This is a genomic window from Tistrella sp., assembly GCF_002684955.1.
GTDB lineage: Bacteria > Pseudomonadota > Alphaproteobacteria > Tistrellales > Tistrellaceae > Tistrella > Tistrella mobilis.
Window position 1 is genome coordinate 1 of the sequence record NZ_NYWI01000004.1, and the last position, 26664, is coordinate 26664.

30 protein-coding genes and 1 pseudogene are annotated in these 26664 nt (G+C 59.0%); 9 read left to right on the plus strand and 22 right to left on the minus strand.

What is annotated here, in order from left to right; genetic code table 11:
- Window positions 1-145: 145 nt before the first annotated feature.
- Window positions 146-1465: an ATP-binding protein gene (locus CMO28_RS00855; RefSeq protein WP_296708208.1), complete on the plus strand. Its 1320-nt coding sequence runs from the start codon at window positions 146-148 to the stop codon at window positions 1463-1465.
- Window positions 1466-1484: 19 nt separating this feature from the next.
- On the opposite strand, the gene CMO28_RS00860 is transcribed toward CMO28_RS00855, so the two are convergent.
- The gene (locus CMO28_RS00860) at window positions 1485-2003 is read right to left on the minus strand and encodes a hypothetical protein (protein ID WP_296708210.1); all 519 of its coding nucleotides are present in this window, start codon (window positions 2001-2003) and stop codon (window positions 1485-1487) included.
- A 473-nt stretch (window positions 2004-2476) separates the two neighbouring features.
- Between CMO28_RS00860 and CMO28_RS29830 the strand changes: the two genes are divergently transcribed.
- Window positions 2477-2884, plus strand: coding sequence for a MucR family transcriptional regulator (locus CMO28_RS29830; protein WP_416370954.1), 408 nt, complete (start codon window positions 2477-2479; stop codon window positions 2882-2884).
- A gap of 1074 nt (window positions 2885-3958) precedes the next feature.
- On the opposite strand, the gene CMO28_RS00865 is transcribed toward CMO28_RS29830, so the two are convergent.
- The 15 genes from CMO28_RS00865 to CMO28_RS00935 all read right to left on the minus strand — a co-directional run bounded on the left by CMO28_RS00865 (window position 3959) and on the right by CMO28_RS00935 (window position 15483).
- Window positions 3959-4408 carry a hypothetical protein gene (locus CMO28_RS00865; protein ID WP_296708211.1) on the minus strand — a complete coding sequence of 150 codons (450 nt, stop codon included), beginning with the start codon at window positions 4406-4408 and terminating at the stop codon, window positions 3959-3961.
- A gap of 696 nt (window positions 4409-5104) precedes the next feature.
- Entirely contained in the window at window positions 5105-6271 is a 1167-nt protein-coding gene (locus CMO28_RS00870) for a primase-helicase zinc-binding domain-containing protein (protein WP_296708217.1), read from the minus strand.
- 9 nt (window positions 6272-6280) lie between these two features.
- The gene (locus CMO28_RS00875; protein ID WP_296708220.1) at window positions 6281-6637 is read right to left on the minus strand and encodes a hypothetical protein; all 357 of its coding nucleotides are present in this window, start codon (window positions 6635-6637) and stop codon (window positions 6281-6283) included.
- 78 nt (window positions 6638-6715) lie between these two features.
- The gene (locus CMO28_RS00880; RefSeq protein WP_296708223.1) at window positions 6716-7156 is read right to left on the minus strand and encodes an RNase H family protein; all 441 of its coding nucleotides are present in this window, start codon (window positions 7154-7156) and stop codon (window positions 6716-6718) included.
- Window positions 7157-7170: 14 nt separating this feature from the next.
- Window positions 7171-7713, minus strand: coding sequence for a hypothetical protein (locus tag CMO28_RS00885; RefSeq protein WP_296708225.1), 543 nt, complete (start codon window positions 7711-7713; stop codon window positions 7171-7173).
- An 83-nt stretch (window positions 7714-7796) separates the two neighbouring features.
- Window positions 7797-8033, minus strand: coding sequence for a hypothetical protein (locus CMO28_RS00890; protein ID WP_296708227.1), 237 nt, complete (start codon window positions 8031-8033; stop codon window positions 7797-7799).
- Window positions 8034-8324: 291 nt separating this feature from the next.
- Entirely contained in the window at window positions 8325-9926 is a 1602-nt protein-coding gene (locus tag CMO28_RS00895) for a VWA domain-containing protein (protein WP_296708229.1), read from the minus strand.
- 77 nt (window positions 9927-10003) lie between these two features.
- Window positions 10004-10951: a DUF3150 domain-containing protein gene (locus CMO28_RS00900; protein WP_296708231.1), complete on the minus strand. Its 948-nt coding sequence runs from the start codon at window positions 10949-10951 to the stop codon at window positions 10004-10006.
- Window positions 10952-11057: 106 nt separating this feature from the next.
- The gene (locus CMO28_RS00905) at window positions 11058-12005 is read right to left on the minus strand and encodes an AAA family ATPase (protein ID WP_296708232.1); all 948 of its coding nucleotides are present in this window, start codon (window positions 12003-12005) and stop codon (window positions 11058-11060) included.
- A gap of 85 nt (window positions 12006-12090) precedes the next feature.
- Window positions 12091-12450, minus strand: a complete 360-nt coding sequence (locus CMO28_RS00910; RefSeq protein ID WP_296708233.1) for a hypothetical protein — start codon at window positions 12448-12450, stop codon at window positions 12091-12093.
- The gene (locus CMO28_RS00915; RefSeq protein ID WP_296708235.1) at window positions 12441-13409 is read right to left on the minus strand and encodes a lambda-exonuclease family protein; all 969 of its coding nucleotides are present in this window, start codon (window positions 13407-13409) and stop codon (window positions 12441-12443) included. Before CMO28_RS00915 ends, CMO28_RS00910 begins: the two co-directional genes overlap by 10 nt.
- A 13-nt stretch (window positions 13410-13422) precedes the next feature.
- Window positions 13423-14217, minus strand: a complete 795-nt coding sequence (locus CMO28_RS00920; protein WP_296708237.1) for a recombinase RecT — start codon at window positions 14215-14217, stop codon at window positions 13423-13425.
- 100 nt (window positions 14218-14317) lie between these two features.
- Window positions 14318-14893 carry a single-stranded DNA-binding protein gene (locus CMO28_RS00925; protein ID WP_296708239.1) on the minus strand — a complete coding sequence of 192 codons (576 nt, stop codon included), beginning with the start codon at window positions 14891-14893 and terminating at the stop codon, window positions 14318-14320.
- Between the two features lie 16 nt (window positions 14894-14909).
- Window positions 14910-15110: a hypothetical protein gene (locus CMO28_RS00930; protein WP_296708241.1), complete on the minus strand. Its 201-nt coding sequence runs from the start codon at window positions 15108-15110 to the stop codon at window positions 14910-14912.
- Window positions 15111-15129: 19 nt separating this feature from the next.
- The gene (locus CMO28_RS00935) at window positions 15130-15483 is read right to left on the minus strand and encodes a hypothetical protein (protein WP_296708243.1); all 354 of its coding nucleotides are present in this window, start codon (window positions 15481-15483) and stop codon (window positions 15130-15132) included.
- Window positions 15484-15873: 390 nt separating this feature from the next.
- On the opposite strand from CMO28_RS00935, the gene CMO28_RS00940 reads away from it, so the two are divergent.
- The 3 genes from CMO28_RS00940 (at window position 15874) to CMO28_RS00950 (ending at window position 17981) form a co-directional block, all read left to right on the plus strand.
- Window positions 15874-16542 (plus strand): hypothetical protein, encoded by a 669-nt coding sequence (locus CMO28_RS00940; RefSeq protein WP_296708246.1) that lies wholly within the window; start codon window positions 15874-15876, stop codon window positions 16540-16542.
- Between the two features lie 199 nt (window positions 16543-16741).
- Window positions 16742-17008, plus strand: coding sequence for a hypothetical protein (locus CMO28_RS00945; RefSeq protein WP_296708247.1), 267 nt, complete (start codon window positions 16742-16744; stop codon window positions 17006-17008).
- 106 nt (window positions 17009-17114) lie between these two features.
- Complete coding sequence (locus CMO28_RS00950; RefSeq protein ID WP_296708250.1) at window positions 17115-17981, plus strand: hypothetical protein; 867 nt, start codon at window positions 17115-17117, stop codon at window positions 17979-17981.
- A 36-nt stretch (window positions 17982-18017) separates the two neighbouring features.
- Here the strand turns inward: CMO28_RS00950 and traN are convergent, their stop codons facing one another.
- Window positions 18018-20756: a conjugal transfer mating pair stabilization protein TraN gene (traN, locus tag CMO28_RS00955; RefSeq protein WP_296708253.1), complete on the minus strand. Its 2739-nt coding sequence runs from the start codon at window positions 20754-20756 to the stop codon at window positions 18018-18020.
- Between the two features lie 324 nt (window positions 20757-21080).
- Between traN and CMO28_RS00960 the strand changes: the two genes are divergently transcribed.
- A complete protein-coding gene (locus CMO28_RS00960) occupies window positions 21081-21920 on the plus strand; it encodes a hypothetical protein (RefSeq protein WP_296708256.1) in 840 nt (279 codons plus the stop codon).
- 211 nt (window positions 21921-22131) lie between these two features.
- Here the strand turns inward: CMO28_RS00960 and CMO28_RS00965 are convergent.
- The 3 genes and pseudogenes from CMO28_RS00965 to CMO28_RS00975 form a co-directional block, all read right to left on the minus strand.
- Window positions 22132-22650 (minus strand): annotated as a pseudogene (locus CMO28_RS00965) (IS5/IS1182 family transposase); the annotation flags it as partial.
- Window positions 22651-22779: 129 nt separating this feature from the next.
- Window positions 22780-23523, minus strand: coding sequence for a hypothetical protein (locus CMO28_RS00970; protein ID WP_296708259.1), 744 nt, complete (start codon window positions 23521-23523; stop codon window positions 22780-22782).
- Entirely contained in the window at window positions 23523-23933 is a 411-nt protein-coding gene (locus CMO28_RS00975) for a helix-turn-helix domain-containing protein (protein WP_296708266.1), read from the minus strand. Before CMO28_RS00975 ends, CMO28_RS00970 begins: the two co-directional genes overlap by 1 nt.
- A gap of 246 nt (window positions 23934-24179) precedes the next feature.
- Here CMO28_RS00975 and CMO28_RS00980 point away from each other — a divergent pair, with 246 nt between their 5' ends.
- The 3 genes from CMO28_RS00980 (at window position 24180) to CMO28_RS00990 (ending at window position 25949) form a co-directional block, all read left to right on the plus strand.
- Complete coding sequence (locus CMO28_RS00980; protein ID WP_296708269.1) at window positions 24180-24521, plus strand: hypothetical protein; 342 nt, start codon at window positions 24180-24182, stop codon at window positions 24519-24521.
- Window positions 24508-24984: a hypothetical protein gene (locus tag CMO28_RS00985; RefSeq protein WP_296708271.1), complete on the plus strand. Its 477-nt coding sequence runs from the start codon at window positions 24508-24510 to the stop codon at window positions 24982-24984. Before CMO28_RS00980 ends, CMO28_RS00985 begins: the two co-directional genes overlap by 14 nt.
- 626 nt (window positions 24985-25610) lie before the next feature.
- A complete protein-coding gene (locus CMO28_RS00990) occupies window positions 25611-25949 on the plus strand; it encodes a hypothetical protein (protein ID WP_296708272.1) in 339 nt (112 codons plus the stop codon).
- Here the strand turns inward: CMO28_RS00990 and CMO28_RS00995 are convergent.
- Window positions 25935-26363: a type II toxin-antitoxin system VapC family toxin gene (locus tag CMO28_RS00995; RefSeq protein ID WP_296708274.1), complete on the minus strand. Its 429-nt coding sequence runs from the start codon at window positions 26361-26363 to the stop codon at window positions 25935-25937. The genes CMO28_RS00990 and CMO28_RS00995 overlap by 15 nt on opposite strands.
- The gene (locus CMO28_RS01000; protein ID WP_296708277.1) at window positions 26360-26617 is read right to left on the minus strand and encodes a FitA-like ribbon-helix-helix domain-containing protein; all 258 of its coding nucleotides are present in this window, start codon (window positions 26615-26617) and stop codon (window positions 26360-26362) included. Before CMO28_RS01000 ends, CMO28_RS00995 begins: the two co-directional genes overlap by 4 nt.
- Window positions 26618-26664 lie beyond the last annotated feature (47 nt).

Sequence of the window (26664 nt, forward strand, 5' to 3'; positions counted from 1 at the left end):
TTCCCTTCATGCACGCGCGATGAAGCTGCGTGCGAAGGCGGTCGTCGGTTTTCATGAGGACAGCTCCCGCACCGCCAGACGCAGCTGCGGCCCGCGCCATGCGAAGATGGCCGCGCCGCCTCCACCATCCACCCCCGGAGCCGAGATGAAGCGCCTCACCATCCCCCGGCCCACCCTTCAGGTTCAGATCATCGCCGTCGTTCTGGCCGGGTTGTTCCTTTTTGACACGCTGGAACCGGCTCTGGATCGCTGGGTCGGCCAGTCCGCTGTGCGGCCCGACCTGAAGCAGGCCGTCGAGCGGGTGCGGACCCTGGCCGATCTGGTCGGGCATGCGCCGCCGGAGGGGCGGGCGGCGGTGCTGGAGATGGCCGGGCGGGCGGGATGGCGGCTCGATCTGGCGGCGCGCGCGCGTGCCGCAGATCTTGCGGCCGGTGCGCCCGATGACGGAATGCTCGATCGCCTCGGCGCCCGCCTGCTGGTGCCGGACGACGTCCTGGCGCCGGTGGGCGGCTGGCGGACCTTTCTCGACGGCCGGCGGGTGATGGCGGTGGAGGTCGACGACCGCACGCTGCTGATCGCGGATTTCGCCTCGCCGCAGATGCAACTGCGCGAGGTGACGGGGCCTCTGCCGAATTATCTTCTGGCCCTGGTCATTCTGTGCCTGCTGTTCGCGGTGTTCTCGGGCCGGGTGATCACCCGGCCGCTGCGGCGCATCGCCACCGCCGCGGCCGAAGCGGATCTGTCTGGCGAGGCCGAGATTTTCGAGGAACGCGGCAGCACCGAGATCGTCACGCTGGCCCGGGCGCTGAACCGCATGCGTCGGCGGATCGTGACCATGGTCGAGAGCCGCACCCGCATGCTGCGCGGCATCAGCCACGATCTGCGCACGCCCTTGACCCGCATCCGCCTGCGCGCCGACCGCGTCGCCGACCCGGATCTGCGCGCCGCTTTGCTCGGCGATGTCCGGCGGCTGGAGGCGCTGCTGGATGAAAGCCTGGCCTATCTGCGCGACGACCATGCCCGCGAGGCGGTGGAGCGCACCGATGTCGCCAGCACGCTCCAGACCATCTGCAGCGATTTCGCCGATATCGGCCACGACATCCGCTTCCACGGCCCCAACCGCCTGGTCGCCCGCTGCCGGCCGCTGGCGCTTGGCAGGGCGGTGGCCAATCTCTGCGAAAACGCCACCCGTTTCGCCAGCCGGACCGACCTCACCCTCACCGCCGGCGACCGGGTTTTCGTGATCGAAGTGGCGGATAACGGCCCCGGCATCCCGGAGGACCAGCGCGCCCGGGTGCTCGATCCCTTCTTCAAGCTCGACACCGCCCGCCAGGACGGCGGCACCGGCTTCGGCCTGGGCCTCGCCATCGTCGCCGAAATCGTCCAGGCCCATCGCGGCAGCCTGGACCTGGCCGACAACACCCCGCAGGGGCTGCGGGTGCGGGTCACCGTGCCCGTGGGATAAGACGGCACGATTCCTTCACTCAGCAGCCATAAGGGCTGGAGGCAAGGCCTGCGGCGCGGAGGCCCACTCTCCCCAGGCTTTCGCCTGGTGACAGAGGCCGGTTCCGGAATGCCTTTTCGTGCAGCCGAATGACCCTGGCCGTGGCCCTGTCGCCGTCATGGAGCGCTCCGCGGCCGTTGCAGGTGCTGCGCTTCCAACGGTCGATCTGTACGAAGGTCCGACCCCACCAAAGCGTCTTGTAGCTGCCCTGCCGGACCAGCTCTGCCATGCCCGCGTCACTAACAGACTTCGCCAGTGGGCGGTACTGGTGCATGGCCTTCACGCTCAACTCCTCTAGACCGATCACGCCCGCCTTGGCTGTCAGCAGGTGGGAGGCCTGGCGCAGGAAATCGCCGCGCCCGTCCGCCACCTTTCGGAGCGTCAGGCCCGGCACACTGACCCGACGCTTCCGCAGGGCCGATCCCTGTCGATAAGTGCGCGGGCTGAAAATGCGGAATGCAGATCGGACCAAGCTCCGGAAACAGAACTGCAGGATCAAAATCGACCGTCTCAGGAAACCGCCGGACCAACGCATCAAATGAAAGGAACACGTCCCACCCCATCTGCACACCGTACTCATAGGGCCAGTGACATCATAACGGGAAACTGTTTCATCTGCGACCGTAAGACGAGTGCCTCTTTATCAAAAGTTGTGGACGCCAAAAACCGTCAGTACCCCAAGCCAGCATCATCCGCATAGAGATCTGAAATCTCATAGTTACAATTCAATCTCTCATGAGACATCATAATTGTACTCGCACTTCGTTGAATATCTCTGAGCAAGATCGACCAATGACATTCTCCTCATTACTGAATTAATAGAATATTAATCAATCCACGGCTTGTTGTGACGCTGCCGCAGCCCCTCGGTATCCTCGCGGACGAATATCTAGAAGTTGATCTATTCGTAAAATCATTGACGTCCAGTGTTGAATTCCGTTCCATCCAAAAACACGACTCAAGGAGGCACGGATGTCTGACGCTTCTCGCCACATTCGCAAGCATACGGTTGACATACTTTGTCAGATATTAGAGTCACATCCCATTGATGGGCACCGTCTTCCAGATCTCATCAGGGAAATCGGTGAGATCGTAGGCAATGCGCGAGACGGCTCCGTTCATAATAATAAAGCCTCACATTACGCACATGTCGATGTGCCATCCGCACCAATTTCTGAAAATTTCATCATTTGCCTGGAGTGTGGACGGCCGTTCCGGACTCTCGGCCGCCACCTCATCTCTGCTCACGGGATGACAGCGAAAGAATATAAGCGAAAGTGGAAGCTGTCGAAACGACAAGCGCTGACAGCACGGCAATACAGTCGTCGCCGCGCCACCATTGCTAAACGTCAGGGGCTCGGGCGACGACCGACCACCTGAACCGGCTTGCACCACTCCTAAACCATTGCCGAGCCAAGCCCAAGCCAGACCCGAGCCAGTCTTTATTCTCGCTTCGATTTCTGCGGAACGCTGGTCCGGGTCACAGCCTCGCTGCTTCGATGGGAACCAAGACCACGCGCTCTGTCGACCGCTCGACGAGCCAGGCGTAAGACGCCACAGCACGGGTTCCGCGCCATGCGTCACTCCGCCTCAGGTCATGGACACGTCCTATGAGCCGGTCCACCCATCGGTCGGGTGCTCCAGTCCTGAAGCTGTCCACGACCAACGCGACCACCGCGGTCGTGTCCGGCGTCTCCACTACCAGGTCCCCGAGATGCTCCCACCAGGGACCCGCCTCCGCACTACCATCGACATTCAGGCGCCATGACGCGTGGTGCCGTCGGGTCAACGGCTGCGCTGTCGTGAGATCGACAGCCACATCACACCCATTCCAGCGATCCATGGATGCGATCTGACGCATCATGGTCCAGGTCGACCAAAACATCATGGCACGCCCTCCTACCGCTGGAGACACTCAGACAGAATACTCCTCACCCGAATGTGATCCAAATCAGGCGTCTCCGCCCACTCCTCCTGCTGAGCACTGGGCGGCTCCAGATCGGGATGTCTCCTCATACCCCGACGGCGCACGATTTCAACGCCCCCCGCAATCGCTCGGTAGCTTCCGGGCGCCTGTTCCACCACTGCTGGCCGATCGGGCGGGCTCATCGATATAGCCGTCGATTCGTGCGTCGCGGCATGGCCGGAACCACGCCAGCAGCGGGGCTCCCAGTTTGACCATTGGCCAACATGCCGAGACCGGTCCACGGGCGGATCACCTCCGTCGACGCAAGAACCGGCCTCCTTCCATTGCGCCACTCGCCAATCACCATCGCGCGGTCGACAGGACATCGGATCAGCACCAACGTTCAGACGCCCATGTGAACCCCGCAGGCGTTGCCGGGCATGTCTGCCCAGAAGCAGGCCAGAGCGGCTGACGCCTGCGGCGCTGCTCTGAGCCTCCAAGCGCCACGATGAGCGATCAGGCACCACGATGACGGGCGGCCACGCTCTTCATTCTCGACGACCCTCCAGCGCCCGCCATTTGCGCGTCGCGCCAATCACGTTCCGCGAAATGACTGCCAGCGCCTCCCGACGCTCCACGTGGATCTCTAGAGCCGCCTCCAGCGCCGCTATTGCCGGCCACTCGCCTTCGCCGGCTTTCGGGAATTGCGCACTGGTCATCCCGGTTTTGGGGCGCCGCACATACGACTTGGCCACCACAGCCGATCTTAGCGGCTGCTCTGGATGGGGCCCAAAATGCGGCTCCTCCCAGACAACGGAAAAGGCCCCAGAACGGTTCAGTACCATTCGGGGCTGGTACCGCCATTTTTGGCGGGCTTCCCGCGCCGCCGCATTCACCTGCAGCAGTGTCTGCCAGTGGCCATCCACCAGCGCTTTCACATCACGGTTCAGGCGTGCGCGCTCGGTCGCCACCTCGTCCAACCACCTTTCGAAGTCCATCTACACCTCATGCATCTATATTCTACTTATAGAAGCGCGAGACCGCGCGCATCTACTGGCTGGGGGGCGGGCATAAGCGACTCCGCATCAGCCATAAACGTCCAGCTATAGCCCTCGTGCTTCTATAGATATCGGCACATGTGCATCTATACCACTGGCTTCTTCTGCATCTATAGATGTGGTCGCGTTAGCCGAGGTTTTGCGGTTCCACAGCCCAGCATTTTGTTCGTGTTTTGTTCTTATGGCGACACAAGCCAGGACAGCACGTTTTTCAATACAATTTTAGATTATTCGTTGCAGTGTCGTCTGAACCACTGCAAGAGCCCCTCAAGGCCAACGCACCTCTCAAGCCACCATGAGATCCGGCTCGTGCCATGGAACGCTCCAGCCCAATAGAGCTGACGACGCTCATCCCACCACACGCCCACTATCTGGCGATGGTGGGCAGCCACGATCGGCAACCATCGGTCATCACCGGTAACATCGGACAGGCCGAGGCACCGGAGATCCCCACCCGGCGGTACGGTGCCAAGCACCCAAGCCGGTGGCACGGGAATCTGCAGCAGGGTCGACCTATCGAGATCGAGGCCAGCAAGAGCCTCTTCAGGTGTTGTTTGATGAGACATGCGATCCGAGAGAGGTGGGAGCGGAATCCACCATGGATCCCGCTCCCCGTCAGTGTATCGCATCCGCTGATCAGAGCGCATACGCTGCGAGATTCACCGGCTCGCGGTTGGGAAGCCATGACATCTCCCGAATGATGGGAAAAGCCGCAGCACCAAACTTCTTGAGCACGTCGTTCCAGTCCGCTTTCTCACCCGCTTCGATTGGCGGGATGTGGACATAGGCCTCACGGCCTTCCTCCTGGCAGCGCACTGCCAGGGCACTGCCGCTTTCCTGGCCGATACCGCTTGGGTCGCGGTTTGCGAAGATATGCACCACCCGCACTTCGGGTGGGAACTGCATCGCACGCAGAGTTGCCCAACCGGTCGCCCCCCATGATGGGGTACGCACGGCCTGTCGGATGGCCATCGCTTCCTCCAGGGCCTCTCCCACGGAGAGGATTGGGCCTGGCGGATCAAGCCGCGTCGCAGACCCACTGGCATCGACCGATGTCTGGTCGTATGCCATCATCCTCCGTTTGACTTTCACCCCATTCAGCATGAGGCGCCGGGCATCAGGGCCCAGCCACGTACGGTTCAGCGTCACCGGGCGACCGGTGACGTCCACTACCATGTTGAGGACAGCCCCCCAGGAACCGCTGTATGCGGTACCCGCCCCGTTCTCGCGTTCCCGAAAGAGCGGGAGACGGGGATGATACCGAAGGTAGCTGTTCTCGAGCAGACTGCGGTCGGGCTGTATGCCCCGAAGACGCAGATACTCTACAGCGGGCGCCGCCCGCGGATGGGAGAGAGGCACCGCCTCCCTCCAGACTTTGTTGAGATCATTCCTGACCTGCCGGACCTTCTCCGGCGTGAACTTGGTCGGAGGAGCGACCAGCGGGATCGTAGGAGCTGGTGCAGGCCCGGCATCGCACATGCCAAGCACACTACCAACCTGTGCGATCACGTCGGCATATCCCCAGCCTTTGAGCCATTGGAGAAGCACCCAGCCACGGGGTTTGACCCCGCAGCTGTTGCACACCCCGCCGCCGGTCTTCGCGGCGTCGTCAAACAGCCTGAAGCCATCGGTCCCACCATGAACGGGACACGGGACGTGCCGCCCAAGGTGGTCAATCGCCAGACCGAGTTCTTCAGGCGCGAGCGCCTTGAAGATCCCGAGCCAGCGACCTTCGGCCGCCGCCCACACTGTCTCAGCGTCGAGAGGACGCCGGCGACGTGTTGGTGATGTCGAATTTGTCATCGTCGCCTCCTAATCGTTGAGAACGCGCAAGATGGCGACCCTGAGTTCGTCAGGGTCCATGCCGCAGGCTTCGGCACAGGTTCGGAAGGCAAAGCCTTCCGAGTCATCGGAGAGGATCCACTCCATCTCCTCGTCCCGAACTGCCCGGTTTCGTCCGCTGGTCAGCTTGACCAGGCTTTCTTCGAGGATCAGCCAGCAAAGCTGGCGGATCTCGGACTCCGTCCAGGTCGAACGGCCAGCGGCCGCGGATCGAGTGGTTGTCGTCGGTGGCTTCGCCACGCGCTCGCACGATGCGGATAAAAGCGGATACCGCGGCATGAAGCCGACAGCATCAAACTCGAGCGAAATCTGGTCATTGGTCATCATCGGGCCTCCTAAGCCGGACGCCCGCCCCTACCGGGAAGGCCCCGGCGGGGAATGATTACTGAGATGCAGCGATGCTGGTTAGAGCACCGCTGCCACACGTGCCTGGGTCATGGCCGCCTTGGCCGTCAGGTCACACCATTTGTTGACCTGCTCGCCCAGCGTCTGACCGCTATGCCCCTTCACGTGGAAGCACCGCACAACGATGCCTCTGCGTCGGAGTGTCAGGACTGTTTCAGACAGTTCGTCCTCTTCAGCGAGTATCGACCGCCATTGTCCATTGGCGATCGATACCGCGCGGAAACAATCTGAGACGCCGAACAGCACGTGACTGTTCGCAAGACCGGTTCTTTGTGCGGCAAACTGGAGTCCGCGGCTGAGAGCAATTGCCTCGGCCGTTGTGCTCCGGTCGATATTGAGAACGATGCCGCTTTTGCGGAAATCCTTCCCATCGGACCGCGACCACGCAGCCCAGCCGCATAATCTGCCGGCCTCGTCATAAGCCGCGTCGGTATAGACCATTGCAGCCCGCCACATCATCCCCTCCTCCACCGAGGAAGAATGTGAAGCTTGCGACGACGGTACCGGGCCAACCATGTTTCAATATAGGCTCGCGGCGACCGGCCAGATGCCAGCGCATTCGCAATGGCATCCGGCTGGTATGCGGTAGCATCGAGATGCACGCGCATACGCAGCGATTCCGCCCGGACCGCGGCAACGAAGGCGAAGACTTGCCAAGCATCACCCTCGATTGGCGGGGCAACTGGCATGGGCTGTGCCTGCACCTCGTTCTGGACCCGCTCGTAATGAGCAAGTTCCCTCACGTCCATTGCGGCGGCCAGCCGCCAGTGTGGGAACCCGTTGTCACGGGCCTCCCTCTGACGCATGGCGGCCGCATAAGCCGCGATCGCACCCTCCTCGCTGTCAGCGAGGATACAAATGCCGGCCGATGGCAGCTGATCATCACAGTCCACCATCGTCGCGACAAACTTAGCGCCGTCGTCCACAACGACGAAGCAACGCCCTTCGCGCCGCAACCGCGCGTCTTCCTGGCCAAACCGGCCGGTGAAGGCATCCATCAGTCTCTCCTCGAAATAAGGGGAGAGACCGCCCGGTGGGGGCATCTCTCCCCACCTGGGAACTCCTTAACCTGTGATCTGCGTTACGACCGGTGCTGATGCCGAAGCACCCGCTCCTCCCAGTCGAACACGAGCACCTTCGCTGCCAGCAGTGCCAGATAGGCGGCGATGCCACCGGCGACCTTTGCCAAGGGCATCCAGCCAGGCGCCCCTTGGACGATATCGGCGATACCGCCGATCACGAAGACCACAGCCGCCCCCTGCAGAAGGGTGGCAAAAGACTGGGCCATGTAGGCCTTGCGGCCCTTCTTCATCCTCATTCTTTGTCCTCCCAGCTGGCGACCCCCAGGGCCCAGCAGATAAGACCGGCGGCGATCAGACTGACCGACGTTGTCCAATGTACCTTATCCGGCTGTATGACCAACCCTGCCAAACCGCCGGTAACACAGAAGAGCGCGATCTTGTTCAAATCGTCTGCTCCACGCTTCGCCCAGTAGCGCCTCAGGTGCCGAAGCGCCCTGTGCGCGTGGGATCTTCTTATCATATGGGCCCACTTTTGCAGAAGCGGAGCCCCCCTCTTACGGAGCAGAGCCCCGCAAGGGATCGTCGGTTCAGCGTCGACCGTAGACGCTGTGTTTCACCACCCCCGAAAGAGCGGCAGCGAGTTCATTCACATTCTCGATTTTCACGCACGAATGCGTGAATCTCGACAATGCAGCGTGGGCCACTTCGCCAATGGCAATGCCGATGATCAAGTAGCCTGATTTGCCGATCTGCTGTGCAATCCGCGTCGCCGACGCGAAATTGTCAGGGCCGCCGTCGGCCACCACAATCATGACCTTTCGGAGGCCGGGCGCCATCGCGAGCCGTGAAGCCGCGTAATGCATGGCCTCGGCCATCGGGGTCGTCCCATCAGCCCGGAGGCCATCGAGTGCGCCAGGAACTACCTGACCCTCACCCAGGGTGTACACCTCCGTCTTCGATGGACCTGGGAACGCCGACGCCTCCAGACTGATGCCTCGACGCCCCTGAACCGCCAATGAGACGGCCAAGGCGGCATCCAACGCATCAGAAATGCAGCACCTCATACTCTGGGACTTGTCCACAAGTATGTGGAACGCTGCGGAGATGGTCTCCGCACGGCGAACATCACGAAAGACATTGGGATCCCCCAACGCCACCCGGTACAGACGCCGCGGATCCAGAGTCCGACCCGTCGAGCGATGTCGAATCTCGACACGAGCTTCCGCTTGCGCAAGACACTCGAATTGAGCTGCCATCAGCCTCGCTGTCGGCACCACTCGCCGTAACCGGCCTTGACCATTCCCATTGTTCGCCGGTGCAACAGCGCTTGGCAACGCCACCGGGCGCTCTTCGTCTGGCTGAGCCCTCGCAGCGGCATGCAGCCTCTTCGCGGCTGCCACCCCCACATCCGTCTCAATACCATTGTCGGGCCCGGCCCCCTCCCCCTGTTGGGCTTGAGCCTGGTTGTCGCCAACCGAGCCGGTGCCTTCCTTAAGCTGACCCTGATCATCATCACCAGGGCCTGCCTCTTCGCTTGGCCGCCCCTGATGATCATCAGAGCCGGGATCGTTCTTCGGATTAGTCGGACTATTCAGTTTAGCCAGACTAATCACCTCCTCGGCCAACGCACGCGCATCCGACGTTGAACTGAGCAGCGGAACACGCTGTTGAATCAGATCAAACACCTGCCGCGCAGCGCTCGAAAGCATTGCGAAGTGGGTAAGCGCTTCTTCCGCCAGCTGGCCGAAAAAGGCTTGACCGGGAATGTTCGAGCGAGCCCCAGACAATGCCAGCAGTAGCAGAGCTTCCTCCGCTCGCTTGGTGGGCCGGGGTTTCGTGAGCACCCGCCGAGACAGGTTCCCCAGCAGCCGCTCGGCCCCGGCATAGTGCGAGATCACCAAGCATTCGCACCTGGCATCCTCAAATATGTTGGTCAGTCGACCTGCCAGGTCCTGATTCATTGGTACGCTGAAGTCCGTCCAGCGTATGTGACTTGCCTCATGGAAGATGAACGCGTATGCGTCATCTCTCATGTCCGCTTCCTCTGGTTGGAAACACGGGATCACCACCCGTGTCCCGTCCGTGTAGGCCTTGTCGCCGTGGACAGCGACAGGTACGTCTATTTTCTGCCCAATAATCGCGGCCACCACTGGCAGAGATTGACTGAGCACACCAGCTTCTTTGGACATCACATCCCCCTCATAGCCAAGGGGGAGTTACTGCCCAAGAGGGGCAGAACTCCCCTCCGGGCCACGTTTGTCAGCACTCAGAACGGCATCGAGAACAGGTTGCCCTGCCCAACGGTCGTGCCGGCGGTCGTAGACGGAGGATGTTGATCAACATCCTCCTGCGGCCTCCCTTCGTCGTGAGCTGCAGACATTATCTTCTGCACCGCCTCCGGAGAGGCGAGCGTCTGCAACAGGGCCAGGTACCGACCCGTCTGACCAGGATCGAGGGCGGTGTCCGTCGGGACGGACCCCACGAACTCCTCAATCATCGCCCGCACCGGATAGATCCCGCTGTCGAGAAACTCCAAGCCCGCCACTTTATCAGCAAGCCGCTTCAAGACGCGGATCTGGCGCTGGTTGATAGATCTGGTCGTTGGGAAACTTTCGAAAAGTTTCGTAGCGACATCCGCGATGTCGCCAAGAAGCTCTCCGGTCAAACCCGCTAACGTTTTGTGAACTTCGCCAGGGTCTTTCGACGGTGTGATGTGGCACACCGCGAACGAACATGACATTGCATTATCAATGTACTCCTTCGTAACTTTACTATCACGGAGTACACCTTCAAAGTCAGGGAACCCCGTCACCCAGCGCTCGAACCTTTCATCATAGGACATGAGGAACTTGCGCTTTTCCGCCGCAAATTCCTCTGATATCCGATCCAGTTGACGTTTCAAGGTGGCCATTTTCCGGTTCGGAACGGCGAAGACCGATCCTCCCCAGAATTTCACGCCGACTTCGTGGCAGGCCGTGATCGCCTGCTGTCGCAGGCGCGTGAAGGGCGCCAGGTGCTCATTTGCAATGAGCCTCTTCGACCCTAACGAAATGGCCTCCATGGGCGGAAGATTATCCTGATCCGGAAAGTCTTCCGGGCGCAAACGCTTCGCCCCTGACCACTTTCTGACCTGCAGCATCACGATGCTGAGGTCGTGAAGTTTTTTGCTCAGTTCGTCGAACTGTGCCGCTTTCTTGTTCACCTTGGTCTTCATGCTTAACCCTCATTAAGGGGTAAGCCGCCCCTCACGGGCAACTTACCCGTTCGGGACACATCATTTGCTCAGAGATCGCGCACGAAAAGTACGTGTCCGGCGCAGATCAAGAAAGCGTGTCGCCACTGCCGAATGCATTGCCGAAGAGTGCTGCGGCTGCACGGAAGATCACTTCTTGATCCACCGGTTCAGCCCGGTTTACCAGCGCCTTCAGCAGCGCCATACGCAATGGATGGTCTTGGCGATGATAGGCAATTGTAAGACGCATCCACCTTTTGAGAGATCGGGTGGAAAACGTCATGCCGATCCTACCGGCAAGGAACTGGGCGCGGATATCATTAGCCAGTTCGATCGCCTTCTTGATGATATCACTGGTTATCGTAGTCCCGAGAAAAGCCTTCTCAAGGAGCATCCTCTCAACTTCAGGATCCATGTAAGCTGCTCGCGCAACTATCATCCGATCCATGAACGCCATGTTCTGGCGTTTGACCCCAACATAGGCATTGGAACCGTCCCAGGTTCCATTGCTATTTCCTGTTGCGATCAAACGGAACCGCGGGTGGATGGCGATTACCTCGCCGCCGAGCTGCGGAATGACGAGCGGCGACCCGTCGAGTATGCCGTTTAAAATGACTAGTTCTTCGGGTCTCATCTGGTCCATTTCGTCGAGGACCAGCGGAAGCCCTTCGCGAACCGCAATGGTGAGGGGGCCATCCAACCACCTCATTCCATCGTCTCCAACCAGCACCCAACTGCCGATAAAATCGGCAGAAGTAGTGGCTTCTGTGCACGTCATGCCGATCATCGGCATTTTGAGGCGGGCGAACACTTCCCGGATATGGGAGGATTTTCCACAGCCGGTTGGCCCAAAAATAAAGAGGCCATCTGAGCTGCCTGACAGCAAGACCATCACCAGGTCACGCGTCAAATCCACATTGAACACAAAGTCCTGGCTCCCACGAGGAACGAATTCGTCGTACCCCTCAGAGGGTTCAAAACGAAGTTCATCCTCCGGAAACGCGGCCCCAAAGGCCTCCCTATAGGTCATTTTCATGGTGATTTCCTCGCGAAGAGGGGGATCACCTCCCAATCGGGAGCGATCCCCCGATTGGGTTCAAGTCTTGATCGAATGCGTCAGATCAGAACGGTGCGACGAAGTGGGTACCTGAGCGGCCTTCCACTAACATCCTTACCTCCCCACCGTTTGATGCACGTGTGGGCAGGGTCGGTGCATCAGTACAATCATCCCATGCGGGTGCTGGAGCAATCGCATGGCTCGACGGGGACTGACACTTCACCGTTAGATCGGTTTCTTTGTCTTTCTTTATCGGCAACCACCCACGCGGCACGCCCAAGGTTCTGGCAAGCCGCAACAACGCTGTTGCCACGACCCAGACGACCGCACAGACCTCCAGGCAAATGATAGCGGCAAAGCCGCACACGATCGCCATTGCGACCCACTTGCCGATGTGGTCGAACGAGATGTCCATCACATCCATCCATCCACACTCCGCGCTGATACCGTCGCATCATCATCGATCAGCTTTGCACTCATCGACAACGAAGACGGCTGCCTGTAGGTCTCAAGAACCTCTTTAGATAGGTTCGGTAGATGTTCAGCGACGACTTTTTTGTAATCAATCCGGCCCTGCCGCAGAGTCCGGCGGATTTCGACGCCAGATCCCCGTCCCACAGCGTGGGGCGACATTGCTTTCACCATTTCAGCGAGAAGGTCTTCTTCCCGCTTTCCGATTTCCTGCAGCTCCTTTTCAATTTCAACACGTTCAGCGACGACCTTCTTAAGGGCCGAAGCCAACCGCGCCCAGCGTCCTGTCACATCCGCTTCTGGACGGTAGTAGTCCAACGACGGATCAAGATCCGGCGGCACAAGGCGCTTCACATGATCAACAAAATCAACAACGTCTTTCTTCAATCGAAGAAGGAAATCGCGATTCGGCTGAACGTCGAAGACCCTCCACCGCTTCTCGTCCATCCAGACGAGGAGCCGGGCCGGCTTACGTGCAATGGCGATTTGGGCCTGCACCTGCGGGTACGTCCGCTGGAACAGCTCGCTGTCAGAGCCCAGTGCTTCAACTTCTGCCCAAACAGCTTCAGTCGGGCACTTGATCTCCACCGGTGCCCCGGTATCGTCGAGACCATCAAAAGATGCTCGCAACGGCCGGAAGCTTGCGCACTCAGCGCAGGTCGGGACAAGAAGGGTCTGGTATTCCTCTGAATACCAAGCACGTGCCAGCTTCTCTCGCCGCATCCCTTCTCGTACATGAGGGATCTGCGAAAGATCCTCTGGTTCAGTCTTTCCGGTCAATTCGGCCCATAGCTGCCAGCGGCTCTTGTAAGCCGACAGCCCCATGGCCGCGCCGACCTCTGAGGCGCTGATCCCCTGTCTGCGCCATTCGAGCCAGTCCAGGGAGCCTTGCCTCACATCTACGATTATCATCGAAGGCCCCCTGTCAGGCGGCCACGTGCTCAAGGGTCATCGATGCTGCACGCAGCTGCTCCATTGCCCAGGCCAGCTGGTCGTCTTCGAGACGGTCATGGAGGATCTGTTTACCACCTTCCCAATTCCCGGTACCTGAGCACCGGGAAATCACTCTATCGACGAATGCCGACAACTTCGGACTTGGTTCAAAAGTGGCACTGCCAGCCAGGTTTTGACCCATCATTTCTTCTTCGATGTACCGAAGATCAAGTTCGGGAAACGCCGCCCGTAACGCACTCGCTTCTGCACATTTGGCGAGCATGAAATGCGGCCGCTCTCTCCACATCTTATTCTTAGCTCTTGTTTCAGCGAGATAGAGCTTTTCACTCCACTCACCGACCACACTACCAACCGAACGACGGACCGTCACCATTGCCCATTCGGGCCCTCGGATTGGTTCCTTCTCATTGCCGAGATCCACAATCGGCCCGAACTGGGCCTCCGATTTCCCCACATAGACACCTGTGCGGTGGGCACGGATGCGGTAATAGCCGATCGTGTCACACAGAATATCCACATACCGTTTTAGACTCTTGTCGTATATCGGAATGATGGCAAAAGGTTTCGTGAACGGATTCAGCTGCTCGTTCTTGCACCTCGCCAAAGCGAAGAGCACTACCTCTGGATCAGTAGCGCTGGGAAATACCTGGCGCTTGAGAAGGCGCCACTTGTCAATATCAAACCCGTATTTTTCAAGTTCCTGCGGATCAGGATCAGGACACTTCTTGTTCTCCTGCGGATCAGGATCCGTGAAATTCTCGTTCATGGCACACCTCCAGAAGGGGCATGCCACCCCATTGGGGCATGCATGCCCCAAGGGAACATTTACGTTTAAGCCGGTCGTCAGTTATATGACGACGGCTACCTCAAAAAGGACCGTCGTCAAAAGTGTCAGCAACGGCCTGCCGACCCGGCCGCCCACCACGAGGAGCCTGGTTGAAGCTCCCGGGAAGCCGCCCAGCGCGGCCAGGAACACGCCCCGCCTGAGCACGATTCTGTGCTGCGGGCTGCGGCGCGGGCTGCCTGGGCTGCATCTGCTCACGGGAGGACGCGCGGGAGACCGGTCGCGCATCAGATTCGTCGTCCAGATCTTCCCCAGCCTCAGTGCGCGAACCCGGGGTAACCGGGAGGACATGTCCTCCACGCGACACCACGATTTCCGTGATGTTCACGGTATGACCGTCCTTGTTCTCGTACGAGCGGTACTGGACGGCCCCCTCGACCGCAACGAGGCAGCCCTTAACCAGCGCACTCCTGACGTTGTTGATAACATACTCGTTAAAAACCACCACACGATGCCACGTGGTGGCCTTCCGCCATTCGTCACCGTCTTTCCACCGCTCCTCCGTCGCGACGGAGAAGTTCAGGACTTCCTTCCCGTTCTGGGTCATGCGGTATTCAGGGTCACGTCCGACGCGACCAACCAGAGACACTCGGTTCATTGTATTCTCTCCTGTTTCACTGCTCGCCCAACAGCGGCCAGGCGACAACGCCATAGCCGCGGGCGAACGCCTCCGCAATCTTCCGGCCGGCATCCCGGCGCTCATTGTCGATGTGCGTCCGATAGACGAACTCGTCTACCGGCACGCTCTGGCCAGGCACATAGACCTGTGCCCTTATCGTACAGACCGGGAACTCCGGTCTGATATGCTTCGCCATCGTCTCCTCCTAGAAATTCCTAGTAATCAAGGAACTCGACGACCACCAGCGGATCGACGAGGCCATCCTCATCGATCTCTGCGACGGTGACCCAAACCCCTTCCACAAAAGCCTGGATCTCCATGTTGTCGATCCTTGTCTCATAGTCATGAGCGCGCAGTGCGGCCAAGGCCTTGTCAGCGCTGACGTCATGCGTAAACGCGTCGTGAAATTTCACGCCGCACCTCCTCTCTTTGAGCACACGAAATGAGCACGCGCAGCCTTGCGGGCGGCGATTTCTCACGTGCAACAACGGCGATTCCCGCTGATTACGAATCAACAGGTCGCGGACCAACGACAGATTTTTCTGGGGACACAGCAGCCAATCGGCCACCACTCTCTGCGGGGCCGGTCTCTGCGTCTTCGGTGCCAAGGCCAAGCGAACTTGAGCCCTGTACTAAGGCCTAAGCCTCTACAAAACACCATCGCCCTTGCGGGCGCTCATCAAGGCTGACGCCTTGGTCGACACATCACAGCCCCGCTGCGCAGGGCACTGACACACAAGCTCTCCGCTAAGGCAGGAGAGGAGCAGCGCTAAAGCAGCACCGCATCAATACCTCATCGGATATCACAAGCCCCCCACTCTGTCATCCACCATTTTTTAGGGCAAAACGCCCCAAAAACCTGCTGGACCCTTCGCCGATCAGCAATACGAGCGGAAGTTTGCGCCGCCGAGCATCGCTACCATGAGGGTGGATCCACTCCACCTCATGAGGAACAACCCATGGCCCGCGCACCACAGAGACGCCCCCGCCAGATTCGTCCCCGCTCGCAGCTGCTCATCGACGTCACATTCCGATCTGACACCATCCTGTCGCAGGCGCAGAGCCGCGGCCGCCGCCCCATCCTCGCGTCCATCGATGCCAACTTGTATTTTCTGGACGCCGTCGCCTCGTTCATCGGCACGGACGAAGCTCGCGAGAAGCTCCTCGCGATCTGTGCTGATCACATCAGCACGATCGAAGCCGACATCCAGACAGAACGCGACCGGATTCAGGCCGTGGCTGACGAGGCCGGTGTCGATCTCACGGCTGTCACCGTCGCTGATGCAGTGACGGTTCAGATCCCGATTACGACGCCTCTCAGCCGGCGGGTGATCAACATCGCCAAAGCCACGGATGATCTCGTCACTCAGATCGACGCGCTCTGGCTCCTCGGAGCCATCCAGACGGGTGAGCGTAACGCCGCGATCGACCGCATCCGCGACACTGTCTTTCAGCTCATGCTCTATACCGGCAACCTCCGGACCCGCGCTCTGGAAGCGGCCAAACGGGCAGACAAGGAAGACCAGGCGCGGGCAGTGGAAAGTGAACTCGGCGACGCCACTGACGACACCTCGGATGCCGTCCCCGACGATGATACCGAGGCCGACGAAGTACAGGCGGCTGAGTAGGCGCAGAATAGAAGAAGGGCGGCCCAGCAAGCCGCCCTTCATGTCACGTGCGGCACCTGCTCTTCCAGCAAAAGTACCCCACGACCGCGACGCCACCAAAACCAAGGGGCGATGCTCTTGGCGGACACCATTCCAATAATCCCCATCATCGCCATATTCGCAGGCTTCGTCACGGCCTTTGCCTTTGTCGGTATGGTAGATGGTTCCACATATCACCCTCGACGGCGGCGGCGCAGAAGAAAGAAGCGCAGAACTCGATCGTTCCACCGCTAACGGAACCTCTTTTATGCTTGAGACAGTCTACATCGCCAATCTTCCGGTCCGGTACGTCGTCCACGGCCTGGGACCGGATGGCTGTTTGGTGGCCATTGCCGAGATTAGCATCGGCAAAGCTGAAATGGCCGGCATCGACGCGCTCTGGTTAGCGAAACTGATCGACGATACCGTCACGAATCGCACTGATTGAGTAGAACGATGCCGCTTGCGACGACGCTCTGGAAGCCCCTCGTAGGCCCCTCGTTCGACCGCACCAATGTTGTATGCTGGGACACCACCACTAGGGAGCCAGCGCCTTGAAGAAGACGTCATTCGCCGTTACAGCCGCCCTTGCGCTCATCCTGCAGGCCTGCGCCTCAAGCGGCCCCCGGAGCGGCTACGAGGGACTGCCCAGTGACAGTCGCGCTTACCGGATAGCGCGGGCGGCCGGCATCCAGGGTATTCGAGACGTGTCGCTCCCCGAGGGCACCAACATCCCCTCCACCGGCATCTTCGACAGCAGTATTGTCGGCGGCGTTGTCGGTGCACTCTCCCCTGCGGCGGGTTTCACATCGCTCACAAGCGGTGCATTAGGCTTTCTGGCAGGTGCAAGCGGACCAAAAGCACCGACCTGGCCCGTGCTGATCGCATGGGTGCCACCTGAGAAGGCGACCACTGCAACAGACGCTGTCGAGGCGATCGTCGAGGCGATCGAGACGGCGGATATCTCTGAGTCCGTCAGTAGATTCGCACCTAGTGTTGTCGTTGAGCGTGAGGTCGAACGGACGGGCAAAACGAAGGCAGGATATCGTGTGGATTATAAGTTCTCGTCGCCCATCTGTGATGGTGCAAAGCGCTGCGGTTATCAACTGAACATCGCCCCCCCAAAAGACCTGGCGATAATGTCGCCTCCATCCACCGAGCAAACACCTCCTGGGATCCTTTCTACCTCCGGCTTTCCTGATTATAGCTATGTCCCTGACAGGTGGGGCATAGATGGAATGGCAAAATTCCCTGACTACGAAATTTTGCGCGACTTTTCGTCACGTCTACCAGAATGGATTTATATTTACTTTCCTAGCCAGACCTTGGCATATATGGAAGACTCAGGACGGATGGTTTATTTGAAATATCCGATCATTCTTCATAATGGATCAACCCTACTATTCGTTAAACATCAATGACGCAAGGAGGGGCGCCACTTGGCGCCCCTTTATCTTTCACCTCAGCTCACTTTCAATCTGGCGTCTAACGGCATCCGCGTCCATCTCAGTCCAGCGCTCCTGCAACCGATCGAGCGTGTTCAACCGATCCCCTGTCGACAGGTACGAGCCAGATCCCGTCAACCGATCAGCGGTCATCGCATCCGCTGTGGGCAGGTGCCCCGTCTCGGACAGAATCCCCATCCATTCAGACAGATCGACCTTCGACCAGTCGACCTCTTCAAGGCGCTCGGCAGGAATGCCACCGCACTGAGGGTTTTCGCCGGTGCCCCACGACATCCCCAGCTGCGGGCGGATCTGCTCCTGGATGATCCGCGATAGCGGCGACGCGAAGCAGCAGTGCGCTTCCCGCTTCTCGATGCACTGGCCCAGAACTTTCGTTTTGCAGTAGCTGCCGACATAGTGGCAGCTCTTCAGCTGACGCTTGGCTCCCAGCTCGAATTCGGATTGCTCACATGCCCAGATGATCTGAATCAGAAGCATCGTGACCGTGTAAATCGTATAGGCCGTCATCACCCAGGAAAGCGCTGTTCCAACGAATGCCTCGCCGCCGCCCAGTTGAATCTCGCCACCAGCAAGGTTGCCGTTCTCAAACGCCGATGTAACACCATCTCTCCCAACAACCGAAAACAGGGAGTTCGCCGCCGCATCACCGAACGCTTGCGCTATGAATTTGGCCGTTTCCTTCATCAACTCCTGCTGAACCGTCGTAAGAATACCCTTACTGGCCGCCTCCGATGCAGCTGCTTCCGTGCCACCAGTGACGCTCTGCCAGGCCTGCACGAAGGGCTTCTGCAGCTCGGTCCAGGCGGTGTCGATCGGCTTGGTCAGCGTCTCCCATGCACCGCGGATGCCCTCCGAAGCGTCCAGCACACCGGTCGCGTTCGCGAGCTTCCCCATCTGAAACAGCATGGTCAGATAGTCCGCGATGCTCACCCCATCTGGCCTGACGCAGCAGTCCACAACGCCGCCGACCGCCTTCTTGCATTCGAGCGGGTCGCCGTTGAAGATGTCGCAGGTCACGTTGTTCAGGCCGTCTGACGGCGTGCACTGGCCATCCATAGCCATGAAGCGTGCGGCATAGAGCGCAGCGGCGGCTTCTTCGAACGCCGGCGACTGCTCATAGGTCGTCGTGACGCAGGGCTTGTCGCCGCACATCACCATGCTGCCGGCGCACGAGTATCCCGTCTCGGTCTCGATCGTCGGGATCTCGCGCTCGTACCCACAATCCCAGGTCTCGGTCTGGACATAGCAGGTGCCCGAGGCGCCCTCCGCACCAGATACGCACTCGCTGGAGATGATGCCGCAGCTCGGATTCGCCTCCAGTTCAGCACAGCTGCTGACCGGCTCCCCGTCGATCACCGGGCAGTGTTCGACGCCCTGCGGGTCGGTCCAGCATTCCATCGGCCCGCGCCAGAAGCCACAGCTCGACTCGACGCTGGCTTCCATGCACATGGCCGACAGGCCAGGCGCCGGCGATATCGACAACTGGTACTCGCAGACACGCACGCCCGCGATCTCCGCACAGACAGGGCCGTCGGGCTGCCCATCGCCATCGGCATCGGGGCCGTAGTCAACCAGGTCCGGCATCCTGGTGCAGGTTGTGGTGGCCGCGCAGAAGCCGTCGCCGGCAGCGCGGGCCGCCGTCACTGCACTCGGCGGATACCACTCGTCGCGCAGCACGGCCCGCTGGGGGTCATAGAGAATCCGGATGCGCCCATAGCCCTCGCCGCCGCCCGTCACCGACACACGGATCTTGAACGACAGAACCTGGCTGGTCTTGAAGTGCGTGCTGACATCGAGGCCCGGGTTCTGCTGCCAGCTCGTCCCCAGCTCGCAGCTGCCAGCCGTCTCCGGCGGGAACGCATCGCCGTGCGGTCCGCTCCAGATCTTGTCCTCGCCCAGCCAGACCTGCATGTAGTCGTCATATTTCACGTAATCGAGCGTCGCCGACAGCACGGCGTCCGGGTTGATCACCTCGACGACGGTCTCCTGCTCGAACACAGCGCAGCTGCCGGACCAGTAGTTGTCGCCAACCCGGCCGATCCACAGCTCCATGCAGCCGTCGCCGCAGCTCGCCAGGTTCATCGGCCCGTCGACATGCCGAACAACGCCGGCGGAATAGTCATGGCGGAGCACGGCCGACCCGCTGACGTCTTTCACCCGCTCGCAGGTCCGGTAATCCGGCATATGCACCTGGCGCGCGGAATCCCGATAGGAATGCTGGGTCTTGCAGGCGCCAAACACGGTCGAGAGCCGGCCCGGATCTGCGTTCAGCTCGTCGACCTGCCAGAAGATCGGATCGTTCCGCAGGTCCGGCCGCATCCTGGCCTTCGAATCGGTGATCATCCGATAGGCTTCACCCGACACAGAAGGCTCCGTCTCCAGCCGCTTCTGTGCGGCCTCGCCGGCACGGGTGAGCGCCGCGTCGTTACCGTAGAGCGACTGGAGGTCGGCCGAACTGTCCACGGTCGCGCCTGGGAACAGCTCGCCAATGCCGAACTTGCTCTCTCGCTGGCCCGGATTGAATGTGATGTCGCCGGTGCCCTGGTCGATCTTGAACAGGCTGTCCAGGTTCTCCAGCTTCTGCGATTCGCCGAAGATCTTCGCCGCGGCCGCGGCGTCCGACATCCTTTGGGCCTGGGTCTGCGCAATCGCCTCGCCGGCGTGCAGCTGAATCAAGCTGATGGCGGCGAGAACCGCCATCAGCTGGCGTTGGAAGAAGGTACGAGACATTGGCCGGCTCCGGCGGGGTGGTCCTGGCCCTGATCGTAGCCAGCCACCGCCGCCGAAACTTCCGCTGATTTATGCGATCGGCGCAACCAATTACGGCTTTTTTGCGGTGGCTTCGCCGGAATATGCGAGCGGTCGAGGCCAGCGAGGCTAGACTGTCTGGCGAATACCCTCTCTGTACACTTTGTGCAAAAAAACAGACCACCCTATAGGTTCAAGGAGTCCCTATCATGTATAATCAGATTGTCGCCCTCTCACTTAGAGGTACCTAACATTATTTCTGTTCAAAATCCAACACTCATCTCACCTTGAGAAAAGGAAACGACAATGACTCTTACGAAGAATGGAAGTGATATCCTTCAAATTGAGAAGGATTTTGATCGTACCAAGAATTGCGCGATTATGTATTTTTCCGTATCTACTATGTTTTTCTTCGTAGTCTCTTTTATTAATGCCATATCCAGACCAAGAAAAATTCCCATCTATGTGCCTGACATAATTGGTCAAGATCTGTTGCCAAATAATGCTATTATGTCAATATATATGATCACTGACATTTTTCATGGCATGTTCCCGTTATTATTTGCTTCTATGATCGGCTTCATGGGTGCTAGCATAATTTATAGGTCAATAGGCTTAATAAGTAAGCGTAGCGAATTTATGCTATCAGTGCTGTCCATATTCATCATGATGATCGCAATAGCCCCGTCTCTTATTGCGCCTGGTGATGACTTCTTGCGGGCAGTTAAAAATCGAGATTTTGACCGAGTCGTCGAAATTTTAGATGAAAATGGCTACAACAATACACCGGAATCATTATATTTGCTCGCTCAAATATCCGCAGAAGAAGGAAAAAATCATCTGCCTATTACTGACGACGTGATTGAACGTATCCCTACGCCATCATCCGGCTTTTCGCCAGACTCAAAGATCGTTTCTCACATTAGATCCCATAAAAAGGAAGAAACTTCTTTGGTTGTTTTAATAGAGGATGATGGATTTGACACTATTCAGTATTCCGATTGGGGCATGGGTATATTTGCATTTTTTTCTTCAGTCGCATTCATTCTGGGCATATTAAAATCATTTCATCTGCGATCGATCCAACACCGGCTACTCCTCGCTAGTTTAGATGTCCAGATCATGAGTAACAGGAAAGAGGGGTAACGGTCTAAACCTGAGACATAGGTAACAGTTCACCTCCGGTGCAACCTGGGTTTGGTGGGGGATCGCAATTCCCCACCAAACTTTTCAAAGCTCGCTTCCCCGCTGATCGAGCCCAGCGCAACAGGCCCGTATTTCACCAGCCAGATCTCGGGGACGATCAAGAACAGCCCGATCAGTTCCCCTGCTACTTAAGGCTCCAGCCCGGCAGTGAGGCCGAGCGACGGTCGCTGGTGTTCTGCGCCAGGTGCGGGAGCACGTTTAGCTCACGCAGTTCCATCACGAAGTCGCGGGCGTCATAACCCTTGTCGGCGCCGAGCGTGATCGCGCGCGAGCGCTCTCCCCACGGCTCGATCATCTCCAGCGCCGCCAGCCGCTCGGCTTGGCCGGATACCTTCGTGAGCCTGGTGTCGACGATCAGGCACGAACGGTTCTCCATCAGGCCGTGGCCGATGTAGCACAGCCGCGCCTCCATCCCCGGCCGCTTGCGGTACAGCAATGCATCGGGATCGGTCGTCGAGGCATGCATCTCGTTCGAGCGCTTCTGGCCCTTGAAGTCGACTTCGGCATTGCGCCCGCCGCCGGCACCACGATCGTCGTCATCCGACGGTAGCTCAGCACCATCCTTCGCCTTGCAGCTCATCAGGCTGGCCCAGGCCTGGATCAGCGTGCCATCGACCGAGAAGTGGTCGCTGGACAGCAGACGCTTCACCCGTGGCTGCGCCAGCACCGCATCCGACCGCTGATCATAAGGCTGGTTGGTCCTGGTAATGGCATGGTTGGCCATAGGCGCGGCGCCTGTCTGCCACCTTCCGGTGAGCCAGGCCCGGCACTTCCGCAGGGCCGTCGCCCCAGGTCAAGTCTATTCCGGGGAACCGTCTGTGTCGGCCATCGTGCCGACATTCGACAGCTCAATGGGAGTTCCAGCGGTTCTGCATCCCTCCATGAAGGCGATCAGCGCCTCGCGTAACGCATCCCCAGACTCTCCGGGCGCTTCATTCGGATGCCGGTGATCCTCGAAACGATTCCATCCGATGGGATGAGCTACCTGAAGGTGGAACAGGGCCTCTCCGAGGGTAGCGAGATGCTCGCTCCCATCGACGTGCCCATGGCGCATCTGGTCGATCCGGACTATCCCCAGATCGGGTGAGGTGCGCATGGTGAGCGCGAAGCCGTCCATGCCCTCACCATCGATCGCAAACCAGAGCATCCCGTCCTCGTGGGGCAAGACGAAGGGCGCCACAGCTTCGATGGATGCACGCAGCCGAGCCACATATTCGGCAGCCCTAGCTGGATCGCTGTCGGCGTAGACGCCGATGGCGATCACGTCTTGCATGGTGTCCGACCAACTTCCGCCATGACACAACCCCATGCGGTCCAACATAAAGCCACACAGCATATGCCGGGCCATGCCGCCCCATTCAGAGTCAAGCAGCAATGACCAGTTGGGTACACCACGCCATCCCTGGATTGTGGCAAGAGTCTCCTGGTGGTCCAGCCCCTCCAGTTCCCCCTCCAGGTCCCGAACATCTGCTTCAGCCCGTGCAAGTCTCGCCTTGGCATTCTTGAGTCTGCGCTTCAGGTCGGCCCGCTTCGTAGCATCCATCACCCGGCACGACCTCTCTCGGGGTTACGCGCCGCCTCATCGTACTCAGCCACGAGGGCCACCATCTCCAGAAGCTGACGCTTTGCCGCGAGCGGCAGCCGCGCCCAATGCGTCAGCAGCATCCTCACATCATCAGATGTTGAACGTTCGACGATCATATGATCGGTATCGGTCAAGTCCACAAAGAATTCTGTTATATCCACTTTCAGGAATTGCGCGATTTGATAAATCTTACCCGCCGATATGCGGTTCACCCCCCTTTCATATTTCTGCACCTGCTGAAATGACAGACCCAGGGCGTGAGCGACATCCTGTTGTGTCAAGCCTGCTTCCCTCCTTATCTTCCGCAAGCGCGCACCGATAACGTGCTCGACAGACACCACTGCGCCCAGTTCTCTTTCCACTTCCATTGAATTCCCTCCAGTTCGACGTTTTACATCTGGAGTAGAATAATACATCCCGGTCCCTATTCCAAATAAGTGCCTTCCGACTGTCTGTTGTCACTCTTCGACTGCATCTGCACACATATATTTGATCTCGCTTATACCACCAACAGCTGCTGCCCGCGGCCGTGGACACCTCTCTCCGTCTGGATCGGTGGATCTGTCCGAGGTACGGTATCGTAGTTTGTGCCCTGTTTTTCGGACTGCCTCCAGATGACCACCTCCGGCCCTTATCTCGCTGAATCCGAAACGCCCCGGCTATCCGATACTGACATGGCTGCGCTTCGTCTCGCTGGCGCCGGACAGTTCGTCACGTCCATTCCTCCAACTACAGAAAAAGACCACATGGGGTCCGTAACGCCTGGATCGCGAATCTATAAGCGCTTGATCAATTTGGGACTCATCCTCATAACTGACGAGGAGTGGATCGAAACGACTGACGATGATGGCACCACTGTCTTCGTCGACCTGACTCCAATGCTCATTCTCACAGAACGGGGCGAACGCATCCTTGCCACACAAGAGCGCCGAGGAACACTTAATGACTGTTTCTGACCACACCACACCACCCACACCTTCATCCGCGCTCGAGGCAGTCAATATCGCGTCCGCTGCGCCCAATCTTTACTTCCTCCCATCAGCCTATGATTCCGCAGCAGAGTGCCCGTTCCGCCGCCCAATAAAGATCTTGGAGGCGCTCCACGATTTGAACGAATCCGTAAATATATGGCGTGACCAGCGTACGCAAAACGTCAGCGGTAACAATATTGTCAATATCATGAAGGCGCGTGGCTGGCAGAAACGTTGCAGTATGCATATATCGAAGACCGCAAGCGGCGTTTATCGTCGACATTATGAATTTTTATACGATGGAATATATCACCTGTTCGCCCCGCACATTACTATTGGAACCTTTGGCGCAAACACCTGCGCATCCATCCATTTCATATTTGATGAGACGAATGAGAAGGTGGTCATCGCTCATGTTGGAAAGCATCTTCCAAATACTCGCAGTTGATTATCAGATATAATTCTACAAACGTGCATCAGAAGGATAAATACGATGGGTGATGAATCCCCTCCTCTCAAAACGCCCAACCATTTTGTGCTGCCGGAGCACGACGAGCCTGTGGGCCCGCTTACCATCGACATGGAACATCTGAACGCGGCTTCAGCTTTGCAGGACCAGGCGCACCGTTCGGGCGCGCAAGACGCGCTCGAGATTGCACGCCAAGCGGCGGCGGCATATGCATCCGGGGCAGGCCTTCACCAGCCACCTCTGAGCCATCTTCACTATGCAGCGGACTCGCTCTCCACAATGTCCGCGCTTCGCGACGCACTCGCCAGCTCAAAGCAGCCGCTCGGGCTGGGATCCGAGGGTCAGCACGGGCTCCCATTCAGCGCTACATCGACCGTATGGCCCTCTCCTTCCTTCACCAGCCTCGACGCAATACATCTCAGCGCCCCCGGCCTCGACTATGCGACCGCCTTAAGAGATCGGTCTCTCTGATGCCCAGAATATCCCGCGCTCATATCTTCGAGAATCTCCATTCTAATCGATGGCACTTTGTGCCATCAGAGCATGGGGAAACCCCGGCACAGCTACAGAATGCTTTGCTCTCTTGCGCCAAGCGTTGGCGCCGGATGCCCAAGAACCACAGACTCGAAACCCGCCAAGTGGTTCAGCATGGCCACCCCGGTGTTGAGTGCCGCATCATCAAAGTTCATCCGCCAGTTCCGCGGGGCAAAGACCCATCGTCCGACAACGTCGTTGAGCAGGCCTGCACCTGTCTCTACGGGGCATATCTCGAAGAGCAGTTCGCACGGGATCTGAACATGGACCCGCGACATCTAAATATGCTTCGCATGGGAACAAGGAAGCTGACGCCAGCGCAAGCGGCCGCTATGACCGATCTTCTTGAGCGTCGCCGCCGCCAGATCGATGCCGTACTCCTCGACTTTGCCGCTCTAATCCGCCCCTGATTCCCAGGGATTGATGACGGTCAGGCCTGCCGCCTCAAACGGGCTGGTGTCCCGTGTCGCCACCATAAAGCCATGCTCCGCGGCGATCGCCGCAATATATCCATCAGCCCTGGCGATCGCTTTGCCCTCCGCCTTTGCGCGTCCCATCAGCAGCGCATAGGCCTGACCGGCCATCAGATCAAACGGAAGAATGCGCCCCTCAAAGGCCGGCAATACATCACGCTCGAGCCGCTCCTGATACAAGGTCCGCCGCTTACCTTTCGGCATGGTCGCGAAACCAAAACCCAGCTCCGCCACAGTAATTGCGGACAAATACAGAGTTTCAATTGGCTGCGCGTCAATCCAAGCGAGCACCCTCGGGTTTGGCTCGATCTTCCACAGCTCGGAAATCAGGTTGGTATCAATTATGATCAATCGAACCTCGTCGGTTCCGCTGGCGTCTTGTCACGCACGCTGTTGAGATGCTCTGCCTCTTCGTCCGTCAGACCACCCGCCTGGCGGACGATCGCGGCAATCATCGACCCCAGCTTGACACGCTCTGGTGGTCGCGCTGCGGCCTCTAGGATCTCCCGGATCTCCGCTTCCGTGCTGCGGCCATGATGCGCTGCCCGCACGCGCAGCGCCCGATGCACCTCATCAGGCAGATTACGCACCGTTAGGTTCGCCACCGTGGCCTCCTCTCGCTCTCGCCATCATTGCTCGCAATGTATGCCTC